This window comes from Mycobacterium leprae TN (assembly GCF_000195855.1).
Taxonomy (GTDB): domain Bacteria; phylum Actinomycetota; class Actinomycetes; order Mycobacteriales; family Mycobacteriaceae; genus Mycobacterium; species Mycobacterium leprae.
This window is the reverse complement of record NC_002677.1, coordinates 2,995,714-3,011,699: the sequence shown is the minus strand read 5'-3', so window position 1 is coordinate 3,011,699 and position 15,986 is coordinate 2,995,714. Positions and strand designations below refer to the sequence as shown.

General features: G+C 56.1%; 9 protein-coding genes and 4 pseudogenes. 9 read left to right on the top strand and 4 right to left on the bottom strand.

Going from position 1 to position 15,986, the window contains the following annotated elements:
* Nucleotides 1–1,428 (top strand): type VII secretion-associated serine protease mycosin, encoded by a 1,428-nt coding sequence (mycP, locus tag ML_RS12960; protein ID WP_010908942.1) that lies wholly within the window; start codon nucleotides 1–3, stop codon nucleotides 1,426–1,428.
* A 26-nt stretch (nucleotides 1,429–1,454) separates the two neighbouring features.
* On the top strand, nucleotides 1,455–2,444 hold the full coding sequence (eccE, locus tag ML_RS12955; protein WP_172591981.1) for a type VII secretion protein EccE: 990 nt from the start codon (nucleotides 1,455–1,457) through the stop codon (nucleotides 2,442–2,444).
* Nucleotides 2,445–4,173: 1,729 nt separating this feature from the next.
* Here the strand turns inward: eccE and ML_RS16950 are convergent.
* Nucleotides 4,174–4,810: pseudogene (locus ML_RS16950) on the bottom strand (nitroreductase family protein); the annotation flags it as partial.
* Between the two features lie 1,008 nt (nucleotides 4,811–5,818).
* Here ML_RS16950 and ML_RS12950 point away from each other — a divergent pair.
* Nucleotides 5,819–6,013, top strand: coding sequence for a hypothetical protein (locus ML_RS12950; RefSeq protein ID WP_145985230.1), 195 nt, complete (start codon nucleotides 5,819–5,821; stop codon nucleotides 6,011–6,013).
* A gap of 440 nt (nucleotides 6,014–6,453) precedes the next feature.
* On the top strand, nucleotides 6,454–7,110 hold the full coding sequence (locus ML_RS12945; RefSeq protein WP_010908940.1) for a L,D-transpeptidase family protein: 657 nt from the start codon (nucleotides 6,454–6,456) through the stop codon (nucleotides 7,108–7,110).
* Nucleotides 7,111–7,237: 127 nt separating this feature from the next.
* Here the strand turns inward: ML_RS12945 and ML_RS18255 are convergent.
* A pseudogene (locus tag ML_RS18255) lies at nucleotides 7,238–7,621 on the bottom strand (nuclear transport factor 2 family protein); the annotation flags it as partial.
* Between the two features lie 25 nt (nucleotides 7,622–7,646).
* Between ML_RS18255 and ML_RS19700 the strand changes: the two are divergent.
* Nucleotides 7,647–7,859 (top strand): hypothetical protein, encoded by a 213-nt coding sequence (locus ML_RS19700; RefSeq protein ID WP_414085580.1) that lies wholly within the window; start codon nucleotides 7,647–7,649, stop codon nucleotides 7,857–7,859.
* Between the two features lie 165 nt (nucleotides 7,860–8,024).
* Here ML_RS19700 and ML_RS19695 read toward each other — a convergent pair whose 3' ends face one another.
* Nucleotides 8,025–8,348: a hypothetical protein gene (locus ML_RS19695; protein ID WP_414085502.1), complete on the bottom strand. Its 324-nt coding sequence runs from the start codon at nucleotides 8,346–8,348 to the stop codon at nucleotides 8,025–8,027.
* Between the two features lie 135 nt (nucleotides 8,349–8,483).
* On the opposite strand from ML_RS19695, the gene ML_RS19690 reads away from it, so the two are divergent.
* The 3 genes from ML_RS19690 to ML_RS12930 all read left to right on the top strand — a co-directional run bounded on the left by ML_RS19690 (nucleotide 8,484) and on the right by ML_RS12930 (nucleotide 11,884).
* Nucleotides 8,484–8,648 carry a hypothetical protein gene (locus tag ML_RS19690; RefSeq protein ID WP_414085501.1) on the top strand — a complete coding sequence of 55 codons (165 nt, stop codon included), beginning with the start codon at nucleotides 8,484–8,486 and terminating at the stop codon, nucleotides 8,646–8,648.
* A gap of 978 nt (nucleotides 8,649–9,626) precedes the next feature.
* Nucleotides 9,627–9,779, top strand: coding sequence for a hypothetical protein (locus ML_RS12935; protein ID WP_162618291.1), 153 nt, complete (start codon nucleotides 9,627–9,629; stop codon nucleotides 9,777–9,779).
* Nucleotides 9,780–11,491: 1,712 nt separating this feature from the next.
* Entirely contained in the window at nucleotides 11,492–11,884 is a 393-nt protein-coding gene (locus tag ML_RS12930) for a hypothetical protein (RefSeq protein ID WP_010908939.1), read from the top strand.
* Between the two features lie 48 nt (nucleotides 11,885–11,932).
* Here the strand turns inward: ML_RS12930 and ML_RS19685 are convergent.
* A pseudogene (locus ML_RS19685) lies at nucleotides 11,933–12,058 on the bottom strand (DUF3060 domain-containing protein); the annotation flags it as partial.
* Between the two features lie 783 nt (nucleotides 12,059–12,841).
* Between ML_RS19685 and ML_RS16945 the strand changes: the two are divergent.
* Nucleotides 12,842–13,624: pseudogene (locus ML_RS16945) on the top strand (glycoside hydrolase family 16 protein); the annotation flags it as partial.
* Nucleotides 13,625–15,986: the final 2,362 nt, after the last annotated feature.

The following is a 15,986-nucleotide window of genomic DNA, read 5'->3' as shown; positions in this document are numbered from 1 at the left end:
ATGATGCGGTCTGAACTTCGAATTGGGCTAGCCGGTATCGCAACGACTCTGGTCGTCTTCCAAGCAACATTGTTGCGAGGCTGTCCGTGGGCACTCGCAATCAGTCCGCCGGTAGTCGATCCAGGTGTACCACCGCCGAACGGCGCACCGGGACCCGTGCAGATAATGCAACAACGCGGCTCATGTATCACTTCCGGAGTCATCCCCGGCACCGATCTAGGTATCGTCACATCCAGTCAATCGATGCTGAATCTTCCTGCAGCCTGGCAGTTTTCCCGCGGCGAGGGTCAATTGGTGGCGATCGTCGATACTGGGGTACGGCCAGGACCGCGACTGCCCAACGTCGAGGCCGGCGGCGACTATGTGGAATCGAGCGACGGCTTGACCGATTGCGACGGGCACGGAACCCTGGTCGCTGGGATAGTCGCCGGCCAACCCGCTCCTTCTGGTGAGGACGGTTTTTCGGGTGTCGCACCCGCGGCGCGATTGCTGTCCATCCGGGTGACCTCCGCCAAGTTCTCACTGCGATCGCTAGGTGGCGATCCACAGCTTAAGCAGGCGTCCCTCGAGGTGACCAGGCTCAGCCGAGCTATTGTACATGCTGCAGACCTCGGTGCGCGGGTGATTAACATCTCTGCGATAACTTGCTTGCCCGCCGATCGGTCCATTGACCAGTCCGGGCTTGGTGCTGCGATCCGCTATGCGGCAGTGGACAAGGATGCCCTGCTCGTGGCTCCGGCGGGCAATGCCGGGTCGACCGGAACGGTTGGTGGTAACATGAACTGCGAGTCCAACCCACTCACTGACCTGGGCCGCCCGGACGATCCGCGGAACTGGGCGAGCGTCACCTCGGTCTCCATTCCGTCGTGGTGGCAGCCATACGTGCTATCGGTGGCGTCGCTGACACCGAGTGGGCGGCCATCGAAATTCACTATGGCCGGGCCGTGGGTGGGTATTGCGGCGCCGGGCGAAAATATTGTTTCGGTGAGCAACCGTGACAGTGGAGATCTGGCTAACGCCCTGCCTAACGATCGGGACCAACAGATCGCGCTGAACGGCACCAGCTATGCTGCCGGCTACGTCTCGGGAGTCGCGGCGTTAGTTCGCAGCAAATATCCGGAACTGACCGCTAAACAGGTGATGCGCCGTATAACCGCGACTGCGCACACCGGTGCCCGGACGCTCTCCAACGTCGTTGGCTCCGGTACTTTGGATTCTGTGGCAGCACTGACCTGGGACCTGCCCGCAACCAACGACTCGCCGCCAGTCCCAGTAAAGCTGGTTACTGTACCGCCGCCGCCAGCACCGAAGGACAACACGCCGCGAAACGTTGCATTTGCCGGGACTGCCACATTGGTTATGGTGGTCGCGGCCGTAGTCGGGACTGCCACGATTGCTGCGCGTCGCCGAGAGGGTACCACCCCGTGAGTGCGCACCGATCACGCCCGGCTGCTATGTGGCCGGGCAGCAGCCGGATTACGCTGGCGCTGCTGGCCGTCATGCCCGCGCTTATGGCGTACCCTTGGTGGTTCACTCGCAGCTACTGGTTGCTTGGCATCGTCGCGCTTGTCGTAGTCGTGTTGTTTGGCTGGTGGCGGGGGCTGTACTTGACCACCATCTTGCGACGACGACTGGCGATGATGTGGCGCCGTGGTCGGCCAGTCAGCGCATCCGGCTCTGCTACGCGGACAACCGTGCTGCTGCGGCTGGGGCCACCGGTCGGCGGTTCAGACGTGATTCCGCTGCCGTTGATTACCCGGTACCTAAACTGCTATGGCATCCGTGCCGACAGTATTCGAATAACCAGCCGCAACAACGAATCCGACGGTGCACTGTGCGAGACCTGGATAGGGTTGACAGTGTCGGCGGCCAAAAACCTGGCGGCGTTGCAGGCGCGTTCATCGCGGATCCCGTTGCAGGAGACTGCCCAGGTCGCGGCGCGTCGGCTCGCTGACCACCTTCGTGAAATCGGTTGGGAGGTCAGCTTGGCCGTGCCGGATGGTATCCCGCGGTTGATCACGGCTGCCGGTGACGAGACGTGGCGCGGGATGCAGCAAGGCTCAGACTACCTTACCGCCTACCGGGTCAATGTCGATGACGAATTGCCTGGCACGTTGGATGCGGTCCGGTTATACCCAGCGCGCGAGACTTGGACGGCGCTAGAGATCGCCTGCCCCGACTCCTCAAGTAACCGCAACACCATTGCAGCTGCGTGTGCGTTTCTCACCGATACGGCTCCACAAGGGGCCGCACCATTGGCAGGATTGACCCCGCAACATGGAAATCACCGGCCGGCGCTGGCAGTGTTGGATTTGTTCTCCGCTCAACGACTTGACGGACACACGGATACGGACGCCGACTTGCTGACCCGGCTCCGCTGGCCCGCTCCTGCGGCAGGGGTTTCATCGTGCACCGCGACCCGAAGCCCAGCCGTTTCGGCCTGATGGCACGACAATCTTGCCGTTCCGGCAGGTGTTCGTCGTTGTCGAGATTGGTGGCAGGCGCCGCTCAGCTGGGTCATCTCAGTATGAAGTGTCTCCTGCCATTAGCGGCCGACCCACTCGTCGGAACGACGGTTAACCTACCGTTCCAGCATTGGTGAGGGTGTCAGGCGCTGGTCTTGCCTGATCGCCTCCTTGGCTAATCAAGCGCGCCAAGTGTTTTCCTGGTCTTCCAGATCTCGGCGATGCGGACGCCGCTTGTGGAACGTTTAATCCATGATTAGCGCTCTGGATGCCATGCGACGGTCTGTCCCAGCGGTCTGGTCTGGATATCCCACTGTAGATCTCGCAGTGGTCGGTCCGCGTAGTTTTCGATTTAGCTGTATTTCTCTTGTGCAGATTGCTTTAATCATATCATAGGAGTCGTGGTAGGTATTGGGTAGTGTTAGGTGAGTTCGATAATGTGGTTGTCTGGAGCACGCAGCAGACCGGTGTGCGACATACTGTTCGATATCGGTCGACATGTTCAGACTTGTCAGTTCTAACAGTGTCGGAACCAGGTCGTCACTGCTGAACAGTTCGTCTTAGCCGCAGGGGCAGTTCCTGGGTGGTGGGCCCTGTGCGGATGACTAGTGCGATGCCGGGTCTGGCGTTATACAACGTGGATTTAGCCTGGGAAAACGCCTGGCCATGATAGGCGAAGAATATCACCTAAGTATGGGCACCGGGGTCGGTCTAGGTCAATGTGTCCAATACTGGCCGACAGCGGCGTCGGCGGTGGATTCGTAGAATTTGGCGAGGTCTTGCGCCCCTCTGGGGTATCAGGTCGGTAGTCAGTCTCAGATCGACGGCCGTACTGTCGCCAGATTGGTAGTGGTCATGCGGGTAGGGCCGGCGGGTTTCAAAGAGCCTGGTCGTCAACAGAAATAGTTGTCCGGCAAGCCCGGCACGGTGCTGCGCAGTTAGTCCTCGGCCTTGTTGATTACCTACTCGCAGTAGGAGTTCGACACGTAGGCCACATCGACGCCCAGCAATTTCATGCAGCATGCATGCTGCATGGCGCAGAAGAACTGAAAAGAACTTTATTCAGATAAAATCTGAGTAAGGGTGTTGCCCCGGCGAGGTATTGTTAGCCGTCATCGGCTAGGCTGACCAGTCCATTGGTGTTCGGGTAGTGACCGGTGAATAGCGATCCTCAGGACTGCGAGTACAGCTGCGCGATGGTATAAGCCCTGGCGAACAGAATGCCCTCGCTGCGAGGCTTATCCATCTGCGTGCTGGATACCTCCAAGGTGTCCGTATACGCTGAGCTGGCGCCCCAGGTCGTGCCAGGGAACGATCAGCAAGTTGTCTTTCCTTTTGTTGCGTTGTCGCCCCTCGCTGCACTGCCACCCGTCATTTTCGACATATTATCCGGCGCTCATACTGCACTGGTGCGAAGGACTCCTGCAAGCAGGGCCAGGTTATGCTTGAATGCTGTTGGTTACCAATGTGTTGTGACTTACTGCCGTGGTTGCCACCCAACCCGGGGTTGGCGCTGACGTCGACTTTCCAGTAGCTCACCGCAGCAGTTGTGGTGGGCCGGGCAATAGCACGATACCTTAACGTTGCATTCACTGGGGTGACGCCGTACGTAACTCTGTACGAGTTGGTGGCCTTGGTCGTCGGGAACGGACTTGATCGATTGGTCGCCGACTAGCGTAGCGGCCGTCTGATGCTGCGGCGTGGATAACTCCCGCCGTGGTTGACCCCATCGGTTCTCAGATACGAATTCCGACACCGGTTGCGCGAATGCTCAGCCATACTAATTCTAGCACAAGCTGATCAAGAAACTTGGGCACTGGGCCCAGACACAGGATGGCCACCGGTTCGGCATTGACTGGCATTGCCAGTAGGGTTGCCAACCAGTCGGGATCGAACAAAGACACCCAGCCCATGCAAAGAGCTGCCAGCCACAGGTTCGGTATGGCGCACGATATCTATGCTAAGTCCATCTGCGGTAGCGTATGTCGGCCGAAGACGTGTCTTTCGCGATCATCGAACAACGCCACTACCAAGAGTTCAGCACACTCGAGAATGCCCTCAACCTTAACCTGCAGAAACTCCTGGGCCCGTGGTCCTAAGGCTTGTGCGATAAGCGTGCGTTCTTCGTCGACCAGTGCGTGAATCCGTCCGCGCAGCCGCTCATCGGTGATCCGGATGAAGCGCTCCCGACTGCATCAGACCAACACTGGTCACGGCGTGTGCGGCTTGTAACAAGCATAAGGTGGTACTATGGAGCCCAGCACAAACTGGCGCATGTCTCGCAGTTGGGCGGTCACGTAGTATACGGCCCGGAGCTCTTGAGCATTGAATGCGTGATCGGCCACCCGGCCATGTAGAAAATTGTAGCTAGGATGAAGCTTGTAGAAAAATATAGAGTATACGGTGAAACTTTCTGATCTGCTCGAACAGCTTTCTGACGATCGCACTCTACAGATGTGGTCTACGGCAATCCCTATGAGATGGCTGATGGGGCCACTGTAATTCCGGGTGCCAGGGATGCGCGCCGATCGTGCATGAAGTTGTTTAAACGATGGTTAGTTAGTAGGTCACCCAGGATGACCAGGACATAGCGGTCTTCGACTGTATCGTGGTGGCCCAATGGACGTATCCGTTGTCCACGGGAGTCAGGCATTCTGGGTGCTTACTGTGGGTTCCAGCTGGGTCACGCTGATTGGAATTACCACCGAGCTCTGTTAGCGGCGGTCATAGGAACCCTAGTGGTGCTACTTCAACCGTCCTGGCCACGAATCATGGACTATATATGATATGACGCCTGCCGGCACAGAAGACGTATTCAGCCAGGATATCAAAAGCCAGTGATATAAAGTGGCAGGCCTGCCTGCATATCGTCGCCGATGACGTCCTTGTAATGTAGGGACAGTTGGCCGCTGAACTTTGGGTCGCCCTCGGCAACGTCGAGAGAATTGCAGCCTGGTGGGCCAGATCTCAGCTTGCGCAGCACCCGTCTGTGCCTGGTTTCAGCGCCAGCCAGTCGCTGTCCGGGCCAACCCCGATACCGCTTCATAGTGTCGCCAGGATCCGCTCGGTGGTGAATACCACCGAATCCACGTAACTGTCGACACTGGGTGACGCCCGCGTGTCGGTGATTGCGTCGACGGAACCGTCGGGCAGCTTGCCAATGCCGAGTCACTTGTGAACGAACATAGGCCGCCATCCGGCCAGATATATCCCCGAGTGAGAGTTTCAGGGGTATATTGTTGTATTTATTTATATTTATTCGTATAGATTATGTTGTGGCCGACATGTAAAATCCTGGCTGGCTGTTGTTGCTTTAGCTGCTGTCGTGGTTTATGTGTTATGTGGTCATCTGGATGGGCCACCAGCAGGATTGGAGTTGGCTGCACAGCGTTGATTCGCTGTTGTTGAACGTCGCGCACAACAGTAGGGGTGGGTGCGGTTCTGGGATGATGTGTCTTTATGACTTGGTTCCGGTCACGTTGCGGGTGCTGGGCGTAGCGGTTGCTTTGGTGTTGTTGGTCTGTTTGCCACCTGGTGACGACCGATGATGGCGCTGTTAGAACGTACCATCGACCTTAATTTTCGTCCGGTCACGCGCTTAAAGTGACGACCAGCTTGCTAGCGCTGCTTATCGTCGTGATGTTGCTGTTGAGTAGCGCAGTGCGTGGCGGTTGTCGTGGCTGCTTCTGAGCGTGCTGACAGTACGGATCGCCAGGGGTCAGGGTTGTGCTGGACGTGCATCATGCTAGCCCCGTGGGTATTTCATCCGTCGATGAGAAGCGCCAACGATCCGACCGAGGTGAGAAGCTTGTTGCGCAGGTGCTTTTGGTCCATTGTCGTCGCCGATGGGGCAGTCCGAGCTAGTCGAACCCGAGTTGGGGACGGCCCTATGTAAAACTGCGCTGTGGTTAGATCACAACGCGGTGACCTAACCGAGTCTCAAGTTTTACTTGACCTTGAGTCTGGGTGGGTCTGATCATGAAACCCTATGTGCCGACTGATAGCTCTGCTGAGCGCTGTGGTCTGTGCGGCTTGGGCCACCTTAATACTTGCACCGATCGGTGCGGCGGCCGGAGCTGCCTGGTTCGCAAATAAAGTAGGCAATGCCACGCAGGTGGTTTCGGTTGTAAGTACTGGCGGATCGAACGCGAAAATGGATATCTACCAGCGCACCGGCACGGGCTGGCAACCGCTCAAGACCGGCATTCCTACCTACGTCGGCTCGGCAGGCCTGGTGGCGCAGGCCAAGAGTGGCTATCCGGCCACCCCGATGGGGGTTTACAGTCTTGACTCCGCTTTTGGTACCGCGCCGAATCCTGGTAGCCAGTTGCCCTACACTCAAGTCGGGCCCAATCACTGGTGGAGCGGCGATGACCATAGCCCAACTTTCAACACCATGCAGGTGTGTCAGAAATCGCATTGCCGATTCAATACGGCAGAAAGCGAGAACCTGCAAATCCCGTCGTACAAGCATGCGGTGGTCATGGGCGTCAACAAGGCTAAGGTTCCCGGAAGTGGTTCCGCGTTCTTCTTGCATACCACTGGTGGTGGTCCGACGGAGGGTTGTGTAGCGATCGACGACGTGACGCTGGTGCAGATCCTTCGCTGGTTGCGGCCCGGTGCGGTGATTGCTATAACGAAGTAGGGGGGGTTAGGTCTTGATTGTGAACTTTACGATGGAATTTAGGGTCTTGGCACGGTTTGCACTTGGAGTTGTCCGGCGGATAGTAGCGTTAATGCGCAGCCAGGTTTCACTTTAAAAAACTACTGTCGGTGTATCGGTACTGGTAGTGGTAAAAGGCTGAACTGATCAGCATGAAATTGGACTCGGCAACGATAACCTGCCCTGGAAGAATACCGCGTTGCTTGTGCGGTATTGCCGGTTTACGGTGATTTTCGGGTGTGTCACACGATTCTCGATGCGTGCCGGAGGGATCATTGAGCGCATGTAGTCCACCAAGTAGGTACGGTTGGTGAAGTGCAGTTCCTCGCTGCAGTAGGAGCCATAGTCGCCAGAAACGTCGTCCGGTCAAGGTATGGGTAAAGTTGTCCCAGTGCTTGGTATCTAGCGCGCGTAGGTACCGATACTTGATCTGCTTGATTGCTTCGAAGTCGACGGCCGTATCGTGAACACTTATTATGTCATTGTAGCAAATGCAGGTGTTGCCGAAGGTTCGTCGCGTGACTAGTTTTGAGTCATGCTTGAAACCGGTACGCACCGTTGTCTCGCAACGAGAGTTGCCGACCTTGGTTCACGAATTGCTGGTGATCGGGCATGTGATCGACCACTTTGTCATGGCCTGGTGTGTTGAGAAGTTCGGCCACGAAGCAATGTTGCAGACAACCGTGGAGGATTGGACGTCCGCTAGCCTGGTCTATACTAAGCGCATTTAGCAGGCGCTGAACTTTGACGGCGACGATATGCCGACCCTCGTCAAAGGTCTGCAGCTCGACATCGGCGCTTTGCCGCAGTTCATGGATTGCCGACCGTGGCCGCGTCGAATTCTGCCTCGACCACTGCGGTGCGCTGCTCTATGTAGAGTCGATAGGTGCCCCTGTTTAGTCTTCGGAATGTGTCATAACATCGGTGGCTCCAACGTCGATGCCACCGCGCCGTCGAGCAATCCGCGCGCAGATGCGTCCTATCCACTCCAGCGCCATAACATACGGCAATGCATCGCGGTGACTGTCACCCTCGGCGAAGTGCGCCAGGTGGTCGAGTGTATTATTGTCTTGCAGCTGGTCCTCGAAACCAATTCGGCTAGTTGGAAACTCGCTGCTGTTAACTGTTCCGACGAGGTCTTGGCCGATTACTCGGGTCCATTGTTGTCTAACCTCGACTTTTGGAGTGTTCTCGCACTCTGCCCTAATGCGGATGGACAACGAAGTGTGCCTGCAGATGCACCTGCTGTATTTGTCGTTTGTGCTCGCAGTGTGTGTTTCCGAACGCTGGGGCCGACACCGAATTCGCAGTTTCGGTCGGCACCCGCCAACTGAGCTGCCTGGCTGGGCTCGCCGTTGAGCACATATCACCGCGCGTTGGCGCTGCCCGACGACATCGAGGGCGTGGCACGGTTGTTGAAATTGTATCCTATGCTGAACCCGACTGGCTGCATGGCTGCCAAAAGGATAGCGAATCGGCTAGCTATTGACCGGTCGCTGAACCACTTCGACGGAGCGTAGATATTCATGCGCTAACCGGATTCCGTGTAGCCGTTGCAGGCGATTGCCACCGCGCCGTCCCTGCACATTCAAGTTCGGACCAGGAGGACGAGCACTTATATTGGATATTGGACTGCAGAATTGGCGCAAAACGACATTGCCACGCCACAACTGAACTACCAGAGGTGATGGTCACCAAGGTTAGGTGTGGGTCCACATTCCAGTTCGAGAAGAGTTGCTCGCTGCCGTTCACTGTGATGTGAACGCAGTGCGCGGTGATCTTGGGATCGACGGCGCGTGATGACTTTTCAAGTGTGCAAGGGGATCGACCCCATTTGATCAAGGTGATAGCGGTACCACTTCTGTTACATAACCGCATCGACCAGATACCAATGAGGGGTTGATAACGGCGTGGTTAGGATACTGATTGCGGCTATAGTTAAAGCCAGCCCTCTACGACCCGCTGGGGCTGTCGATCGGCACCACCGGCGGCGCAGTGTCTAATTGGCTTCTTCCGGCGAGTCGCCGTGCCGTACTGACCCTTTATCAGCACTATTCATCGAAAATCGTTGTTCTCGAGTATCATCCTGAGTATGAACGACTCTGGCTGGCGCGTGAGTGGCTTTGTGGAGCGATGACTCTGTGGTCCCCAATGAATTTTTTGGGTGATGCTGTCCAGATGGATAATGCCAAGCTGCTAAAGAGTTGTTATCTACTGGCACTGTCACAGAATTGGCTGCTGAACTTGGTGGACGGCGTTCCCGTATAACGCTGACTCGTGACGAGCTGGGGCATCTGATCCAGGACCGGCTGACCGGCGTCATTTACGCATGTCGACGACATGCTGGTGTGTCAGTTGCAAGAGTTGGACAGACTTAGAGGCTGTCGATCACGCACTGAACGTCTTTCGGTGCACAGTCGCAGACCGGTCGTGACCATGTCGTAGCTTGCCGTTCGTAGCTGCCTGCGGTGCGTTGCCGTTATGTTACGGGGCTGGCCTTGCGCGAGGAAGAGCTGGACATACGGACGCGCACATCCGTCGGCCTGTCTGTGGTGGCAAGTACCCAGGTTATCGAATTACCGGCCGTCTTAGACGCTGGGGTGTTGGTGGTCGATACGGATGCCTTGACCAAGCGCGATTTGTCCTCGTAGCAGGCCGAATATTCGGGGGGGTATCGGAGCGTTTTAGCCGCGATTCTTTGTACGAAGACGATCCGACGTGTCTCTGCGGTGCGGCTAAACGTGATCGAGCCGCCCTAGGACGGTCCTGGCGGCATGTCCAAAGCGTTGACAATCTGGTCATCGTGCTGTGCGCCTTGGTAGCCATGATTGTGACCGGAAATATATTGTACTCGCTAATGAGCATACAGTAAAGCACTAAAGCCCTGGCGGTGCTTAAACGTAACACTTCGGCCGGCACTGCTGCCCTGTTCATTAGCAGCAAGTCCGGTCCCAAGTGTTATACTTTGCCGCTAAGCGGCACTATGAGACGCCGGCTTCGCTATTCGGTACCGCCGCAGGTACTTGTGACAACAGTGCCATCGATGGTTACCAAGGTAACCATCGTACCAACGATTAAGCCGTCGGCCACCATATACATTGATCAGGTAGTTAGGTCGGTGCCCGGTTACACGCGTTACCCACCCCAACCCAAGCTGGTGACAAGTTGCCGTTGTGATGCCTCGTCGTTGCTGGCCGAAATTTGATAAACGTTCCCAGTTCATCAATGACAGCCCGCACGGTGCGGTCCGTCCACTCAAATCGTGGCTAGCAGCTAAACAACGTTTTGCCGGCCTTTTGAAACTTTGGAGTACCAGTGAACATCTTACTTGGGGTATCGATGGCACCTACGACGGTCCACTTGGTGCTGATCAAAAGCGAGAATACCGACGGCATCATCGTCGGGCGGTACATGTTCCAGCTAGTTGTCGGTGGGGATTCGGCGACTTCATAGTCTTCTCGTTATTCGTTGCCGCAGTATTGGCGCTGGGATCGGTTACCAGCCCATCGCCATGTTGGTTTGTAAATCCAGACAACGCAACGTTGGCTGTCGTTGATGTCGCCGGCAGCGCCTGGTGTGCGCCTAAGTCTGCTGACGTCGAACTCACCTCGTAGGCGGACGGCGTAATTAATTATCAGCTATCCGAACCGACGCCGTCACACTCAAGCCTGGACTCTAGACAGCGCCTTTGCTCGAGGTCAGCGTCCCTGGGAAATCGGAGATAACGCTAGACTGCGGGGCTGCTCTGGCTTCTACGAACATGCCACTATTCGCGGCGTGATCGGGCCACTCTGGCTCACTGTGCTGGAGTGTATACCGGCGAGGTAACCCTCCGTGTGCTGAATCCGACAGATCTCGACGTCTGCGCACATGCAGACATGGGCGAGAATATTCTGGCTATAGTGCTCTGTATGACGACCAGACCGTGCAGAGGCAGGGGGTTTTAACATACTGGTCCGGTAGTGCAATAGTGGGATCGCTGCCATCGTGTGGTCGCTGGTGGTGATTTCGTTAGCGTTTAATGCACGCTCAGTGGCCCAGCGCTCGCACCGGCGTCGTCACTCTTGCGCTTCGGTCGTCGCTTAGCCTGCTGTCGGTGCCATAGATCTCGCTATCGGCTGTCCCGGGTACTACCCCGCCGGCTGCGGTGTCGTTCCCACCGTCACCGCTGGTCGAGACTCAACAGCCCACTCCAATCATAACGATGTAGCTGCACGTCCCGTTCTTCGGGATCCCGATTTCAAGCTATCCACCGGCGCACCGCCCCCGCTCCCAGGTCTGGTGCTGGGCTACGAAACGTGGCGGATGGCTTCGGCGAAGCGCACACTGGGCAGTGTCCAGCTACCAACAGCAAGGAGGTCGGGTGGGCGAGTACAGTGCATTCGGATTTGATCCCGACGATTTCGATCGACTGATCAAGGAGGGTAGTGAGGGACTGCGCGACGCCTTTGAGCGGATCAGCCGATTTGTCGGTGGCCCAGGTGTTCGGACAGCATGGTCGGCGATCTTCGAGGACTTGTCACGGCGTGCACGTCCCGCGCAGGAAACCGCCGATGAGGCCGGTGACGGTGTGTGGGCCATCTACACCGTGACCGGCGACGGCGCCGCTCGGGTCGAACAGGTTTATGCAACCGAACTCGATGCTCTGCGGGCGAACAAGAACAACGTTGATCCGAAGCGCAAAGTGCGCTTTTTGCCGTACGGCATCGCGGTCAGTGTGCTCGACTCTCACCAAGAGTCGACGCAACAGTTGTAGTCGCAGCCAGCTCTGTTGGACGACGTCCGAGTCGTTGGACTTGTCTATGCTCGGTAAGTCGGAGCGATAAATGACTTGGTTGTTGAAGCCGGGTGTGTCGATGGTGTCGCCCGAGTCGACGGTGACTGAGTTCTTCACGCCGGACAGGGTGAGGTTGGCACGATGGCCGGTGATAACGACGGTGTTTGGAGACTCCAGCTGACGCCCACAATGCTGTTGTTACAAACGGTCATCTTGCTCTGATTGACGCCGGAGATGCTGATGGAGCGGGCTTGGTCGTCGGTGGTGTCGACGCTCTAGCGTTGGACGTTTGAGACCGACTTACAGGGAACCCGGGCTGCTGGGGCTCCTTCTCGGTGAACTGGGACGGGAAATACTCAGGGGTAAGGGACAAAATGACGAAGTTGCCGTGGGACAATCGGTGTGCGCTTAATGTGGCTATGCCGCCGACGGCAGTCAACATTAACACAACGTTCACCGGGTCCACCACAGGCGAATGCCCAAGTGCGGTCTTGGCGACAGGTCCCGGATCGGGCCGTCGTAATCGGAGGACGGCGGCGGAGAAACCGGCAGGACGAGTACATAGCTGTAACTGTGTGGTGGCTGCATTCCCCCACAGTTCGGGTACAGTGTTCCTAGTTGGCCAGCGGGCGCTCCACTCCCGGATACGGGCTTCGGACCATCCTGGGGTTCCATGACCCGATGCTGCCACACCGGATCGTGCATAATGGGCCATTACCTGAGGAGCTTTCGGTCCTTTTGGAGGGGTTGCGGTGCTTCGGTAGTTTCAATTGCGTGCCCGATTTGCTCAACCGAATTGACGGAAGCTTAGATTGCTGCGTCGGTTGGTTTCAGGGCAGCTGCGCGCTGGCTGCTACGGTCCTTGGCTTATGCTAGAGTCTTGATCGTCTCCGCGTGATGATGGCAGGGTTAGGCACATTCGCTGCCGCTGACCCGATGCTGAAAGAAGAGCTTCCCCACTGTAACCACCTCCTGCCGCGCCCACGACACAATCCGGGGAATTCCTGTTTCACGACGAGTTTTCCGGTTCAGCGGGCTTATCACCGGACCGGTCGACGTGGATTGTGTTTTAAAACTACCGCACGTTGATCAGGAACCCGGCCGGTTTTGACAGAACCGAAGTTTTTTGGGTAAGTCGCCAAAACGTGTTTCTTGACAGCAATTGCAATCTCGTTATGAGCGCCAGAAGAGACCGCACCGGTTACTTCGGTAGCTTAGTCAATGGTACTTGGCGAGGATCCATCGGGACCACTTGGGAAGCACGAATAAAACTCAACTGCTTTACCAGCGGTTGCTGGTCTGCTTGGTGGTTTGTCCAATGATGACCCTAGTCGCAGCGGAGAAGTCGATCTCATGGAGTGGTACGGCAACGGAGAGTGGCCGTCGGGAATACGGTCCACGCAAACCCCGAGGGCACAGCTTTTGAGACGCCCCGATTGTGGTGGACAACGTGTGGCATAACTAGTGAGTCACCTGGAATACAATCGGCATGTACTTCTGGCCGGATTACGCAGATAGCATGGAACCCTATTCCAGATTCCAGTGTTTTAGCGACCGGCATCGAAAATCCCAACGACCCAGTCCGCCAGTGGCCATTCAATTGATCCCGACTATACGATGATTCCGGTCTTGAATCTTGCTGTTGGTGGTTAAGGTGGTGGTGACCCTGTGCGTGGTGCTTATCCGGCAGAAATGCTCGTCGACTGGACGCGGCTGTGGAGATATGTGCTAACCACGATGCGTGGTTTCATAGCATTGTTTGCGAAAGTTGTCTGGGGAAACATGCTAAGACGAAGGAATTGGTTTTTCTAACGACCGGCGGTATTTTGAGGCGGCTTGTCATAGCATGTTGTTGACAATGGGGGAATCGGCATGCTGGAAGTCGCCGTTCGTGTCTCATAAGGCCCGGGGGACAGCCCGCGTTAATGCCAGTCCACACCGGGCGATCGGGTGCTACTGTCAGGCGGCTAGCCCGGAGGGTGCAGGATCTGTCCAGCCAAGTGGGGCGGTGCAGAGCTGGCAGGACGATATGTTTCCGTCGGTCGCGACGGATATACCGCGACGATCGCTGAAGTTTGTTCATCGATGACAATTCCAACCTCGTCCTCTGCGCCATTCAAGAAGTTGGCACCTACTACGGTGCTAAACTGTGTGGCAACTTACGCAGCATGATCAAATTAAATTTGGGAAGCGCGGATAAAAAACTGGAATTTTTCCCGGTCCGATGTCCTCGTTCTGGCGTGTCAATGAGGATTCCCTGCTAGACGGCAAGGTCGGCTTTTCGAATGGTATAGCAACAGCCAGTGGGCGTCGTTCACCACGGTCCAGATTGCATAAAATAGAAAAATCTGGAAAGGGGAAAACGATTTCCGGTTTGATCGACAGGGACTGGCACACCTGGCTAATGTGTTGTAATGGAGAAGGTTGCAAATTCTGGCGGGACTATGTCGATAGCGCCAAACCCTACTTCAATGTTCTAATAGACCCATATCGGTTGTACAGTAATGTCGATGACATACGTTGGCTGTTCAACAATCCGTGCTATTGGATGACTCCTACGTTCACCATGGTGGTCGGCGGCCTGAGTGCTGGTTATCCGCCCTGAGTATTTTGCCGCAGGCCATACTCATCTACTACATAAGTATCTGTTAGCGGCTACTTCATCGTTTTGATCACCTGGATGAGATTGAACTGCCCGCGCCCGGCCAGAGCCGTAAGGCCTAGGTTGTGACGAACCGCGAAGGCTGATGAGGTTGCTCCGTAACAAGCCGACCCCGCCTGCAGCGCTACACCCTTCTCATGGGCTTCTCATGGGCCGGCTGTGAGGTCTCGGCTTGGGGTGATGGCCCACACGACTCCGCAGTGGCTCAACGGCTCGGTGACAACGTCTGGTATGAGATTGGTGTAGAAGACGTCATTGCTGGTCCGTAGCTTGTTGCCGAAGGGTGAAGCTGATTAGTTTCCGGTAGCCACCAGGACGCTCCACCGTCAATGGGCGCATTGGAGAAGGCGGGAACGTTACTGTGTCGTTCACGAGTAAGCAATCACCTGGTGCTGCTTGCACTGATCAGATCGGTCACTTGATTGTAATTGTAATCCATTAAGTATTTGACATACGGGCTGCGCTACGCACGCAGGCAAGTCAATAACTGAGGTCAGAGAGAAAAGGTGGACGAGAGCTGTAGCTATCCAAGACTTTACGGACACGGAAGCGATGCGGCCGATGAAGACATCCACGAGTAGTGCTGGCACGGTTAACGACAAGTAGCGGGGTGTGTAGATCGGGTGGACAGCAGCCGACCACAAGAGGATAAGAGCGGTAGGGGTGGAAAGTCGCGCTATCGCATGTGTCAACAGTTATCGATCTCCGGTAATAAGTTGTGCGGATGTGCACAGCCACAAAATAGCTGTTCCTGTGAAAAGTTACGACAAAACCATAAACGCGGGGCTTCGTTCGAAATAGTATGATATTATTATATCTTCGAACCTTTGCTGTCTACTCGGTTCGATCCAGTTGATTTGTTGTACTTTCCCGATGGCTTAAAACAAAAATCGTGTCACAGCGCAATTGTCAACACCGGACGTAATAACGAACCGCGATCGAATGGTTCATGTGTGCTGGAAGGTGACGGTAAATAATGCATAAGCTAACAACACGAGGTACGCATCGAGAAGAATCGATATCGCTAGGGCGTAGCCATAAAATAGCCAGATCCGAACGTTACACACAGCACGCCGCATATCCGAGCAACACTGTCAGCCACACAACGGCCATCATCGAAACGGCGTACGGGCGAGTTTCGATGCCTGCTCATGTCGATCGCGGCAAGATTGCGCAGATGGCCCCAGCCGCCACCGCCACAGTCCGATAAGAAAACTGCCTACCCAGCAGCACTACTCCGGTTACGGTGTCTCCAGCAGCAGGACCGCTTGGCACGCGAGACCAGAATGCGATAGCCGGGAATATAGGCAAACAGCGGTGCACCAGCATATAGTACGGGACGTTAACACCGTCGACATTGCTCAGTATATGCCACCACTGACCCAGTAACGACCGTATGAAGCCGAAATGCTTTCGCCT

Excerpts from the sequence above, each read along its gene's own strand:
- ML_RS12950 (WP_145985230.1), top strand. The coding sequence starts at position 5,819 with ATGGGCCACCAGCAGGATTGGAGTTGGCTGCACAGCGTTGATTCGCTG.
- eccE (WP_172591981.1), top strand. The coding sequence starts at position 1,455 with ATGTGGCCGGGCAGCAGCCGGATTACGCTGGCGCTGCTGGCCGTCATG.
- ML_RS12945 (WP_010908940.1), top strand. The coding sequence starts at position 6,454 with ATGTGCCGACTGATAGCTCTGCTGAGCGCTGTGGTCTGTGCGGCTTGG.
- mycP (WP_010908942.1), top strand. The coding sequence starts at position 1 with ATGATGCGGTCTGAACTTCGAATTGGGCTAGCCGGTATCGCAACGACT.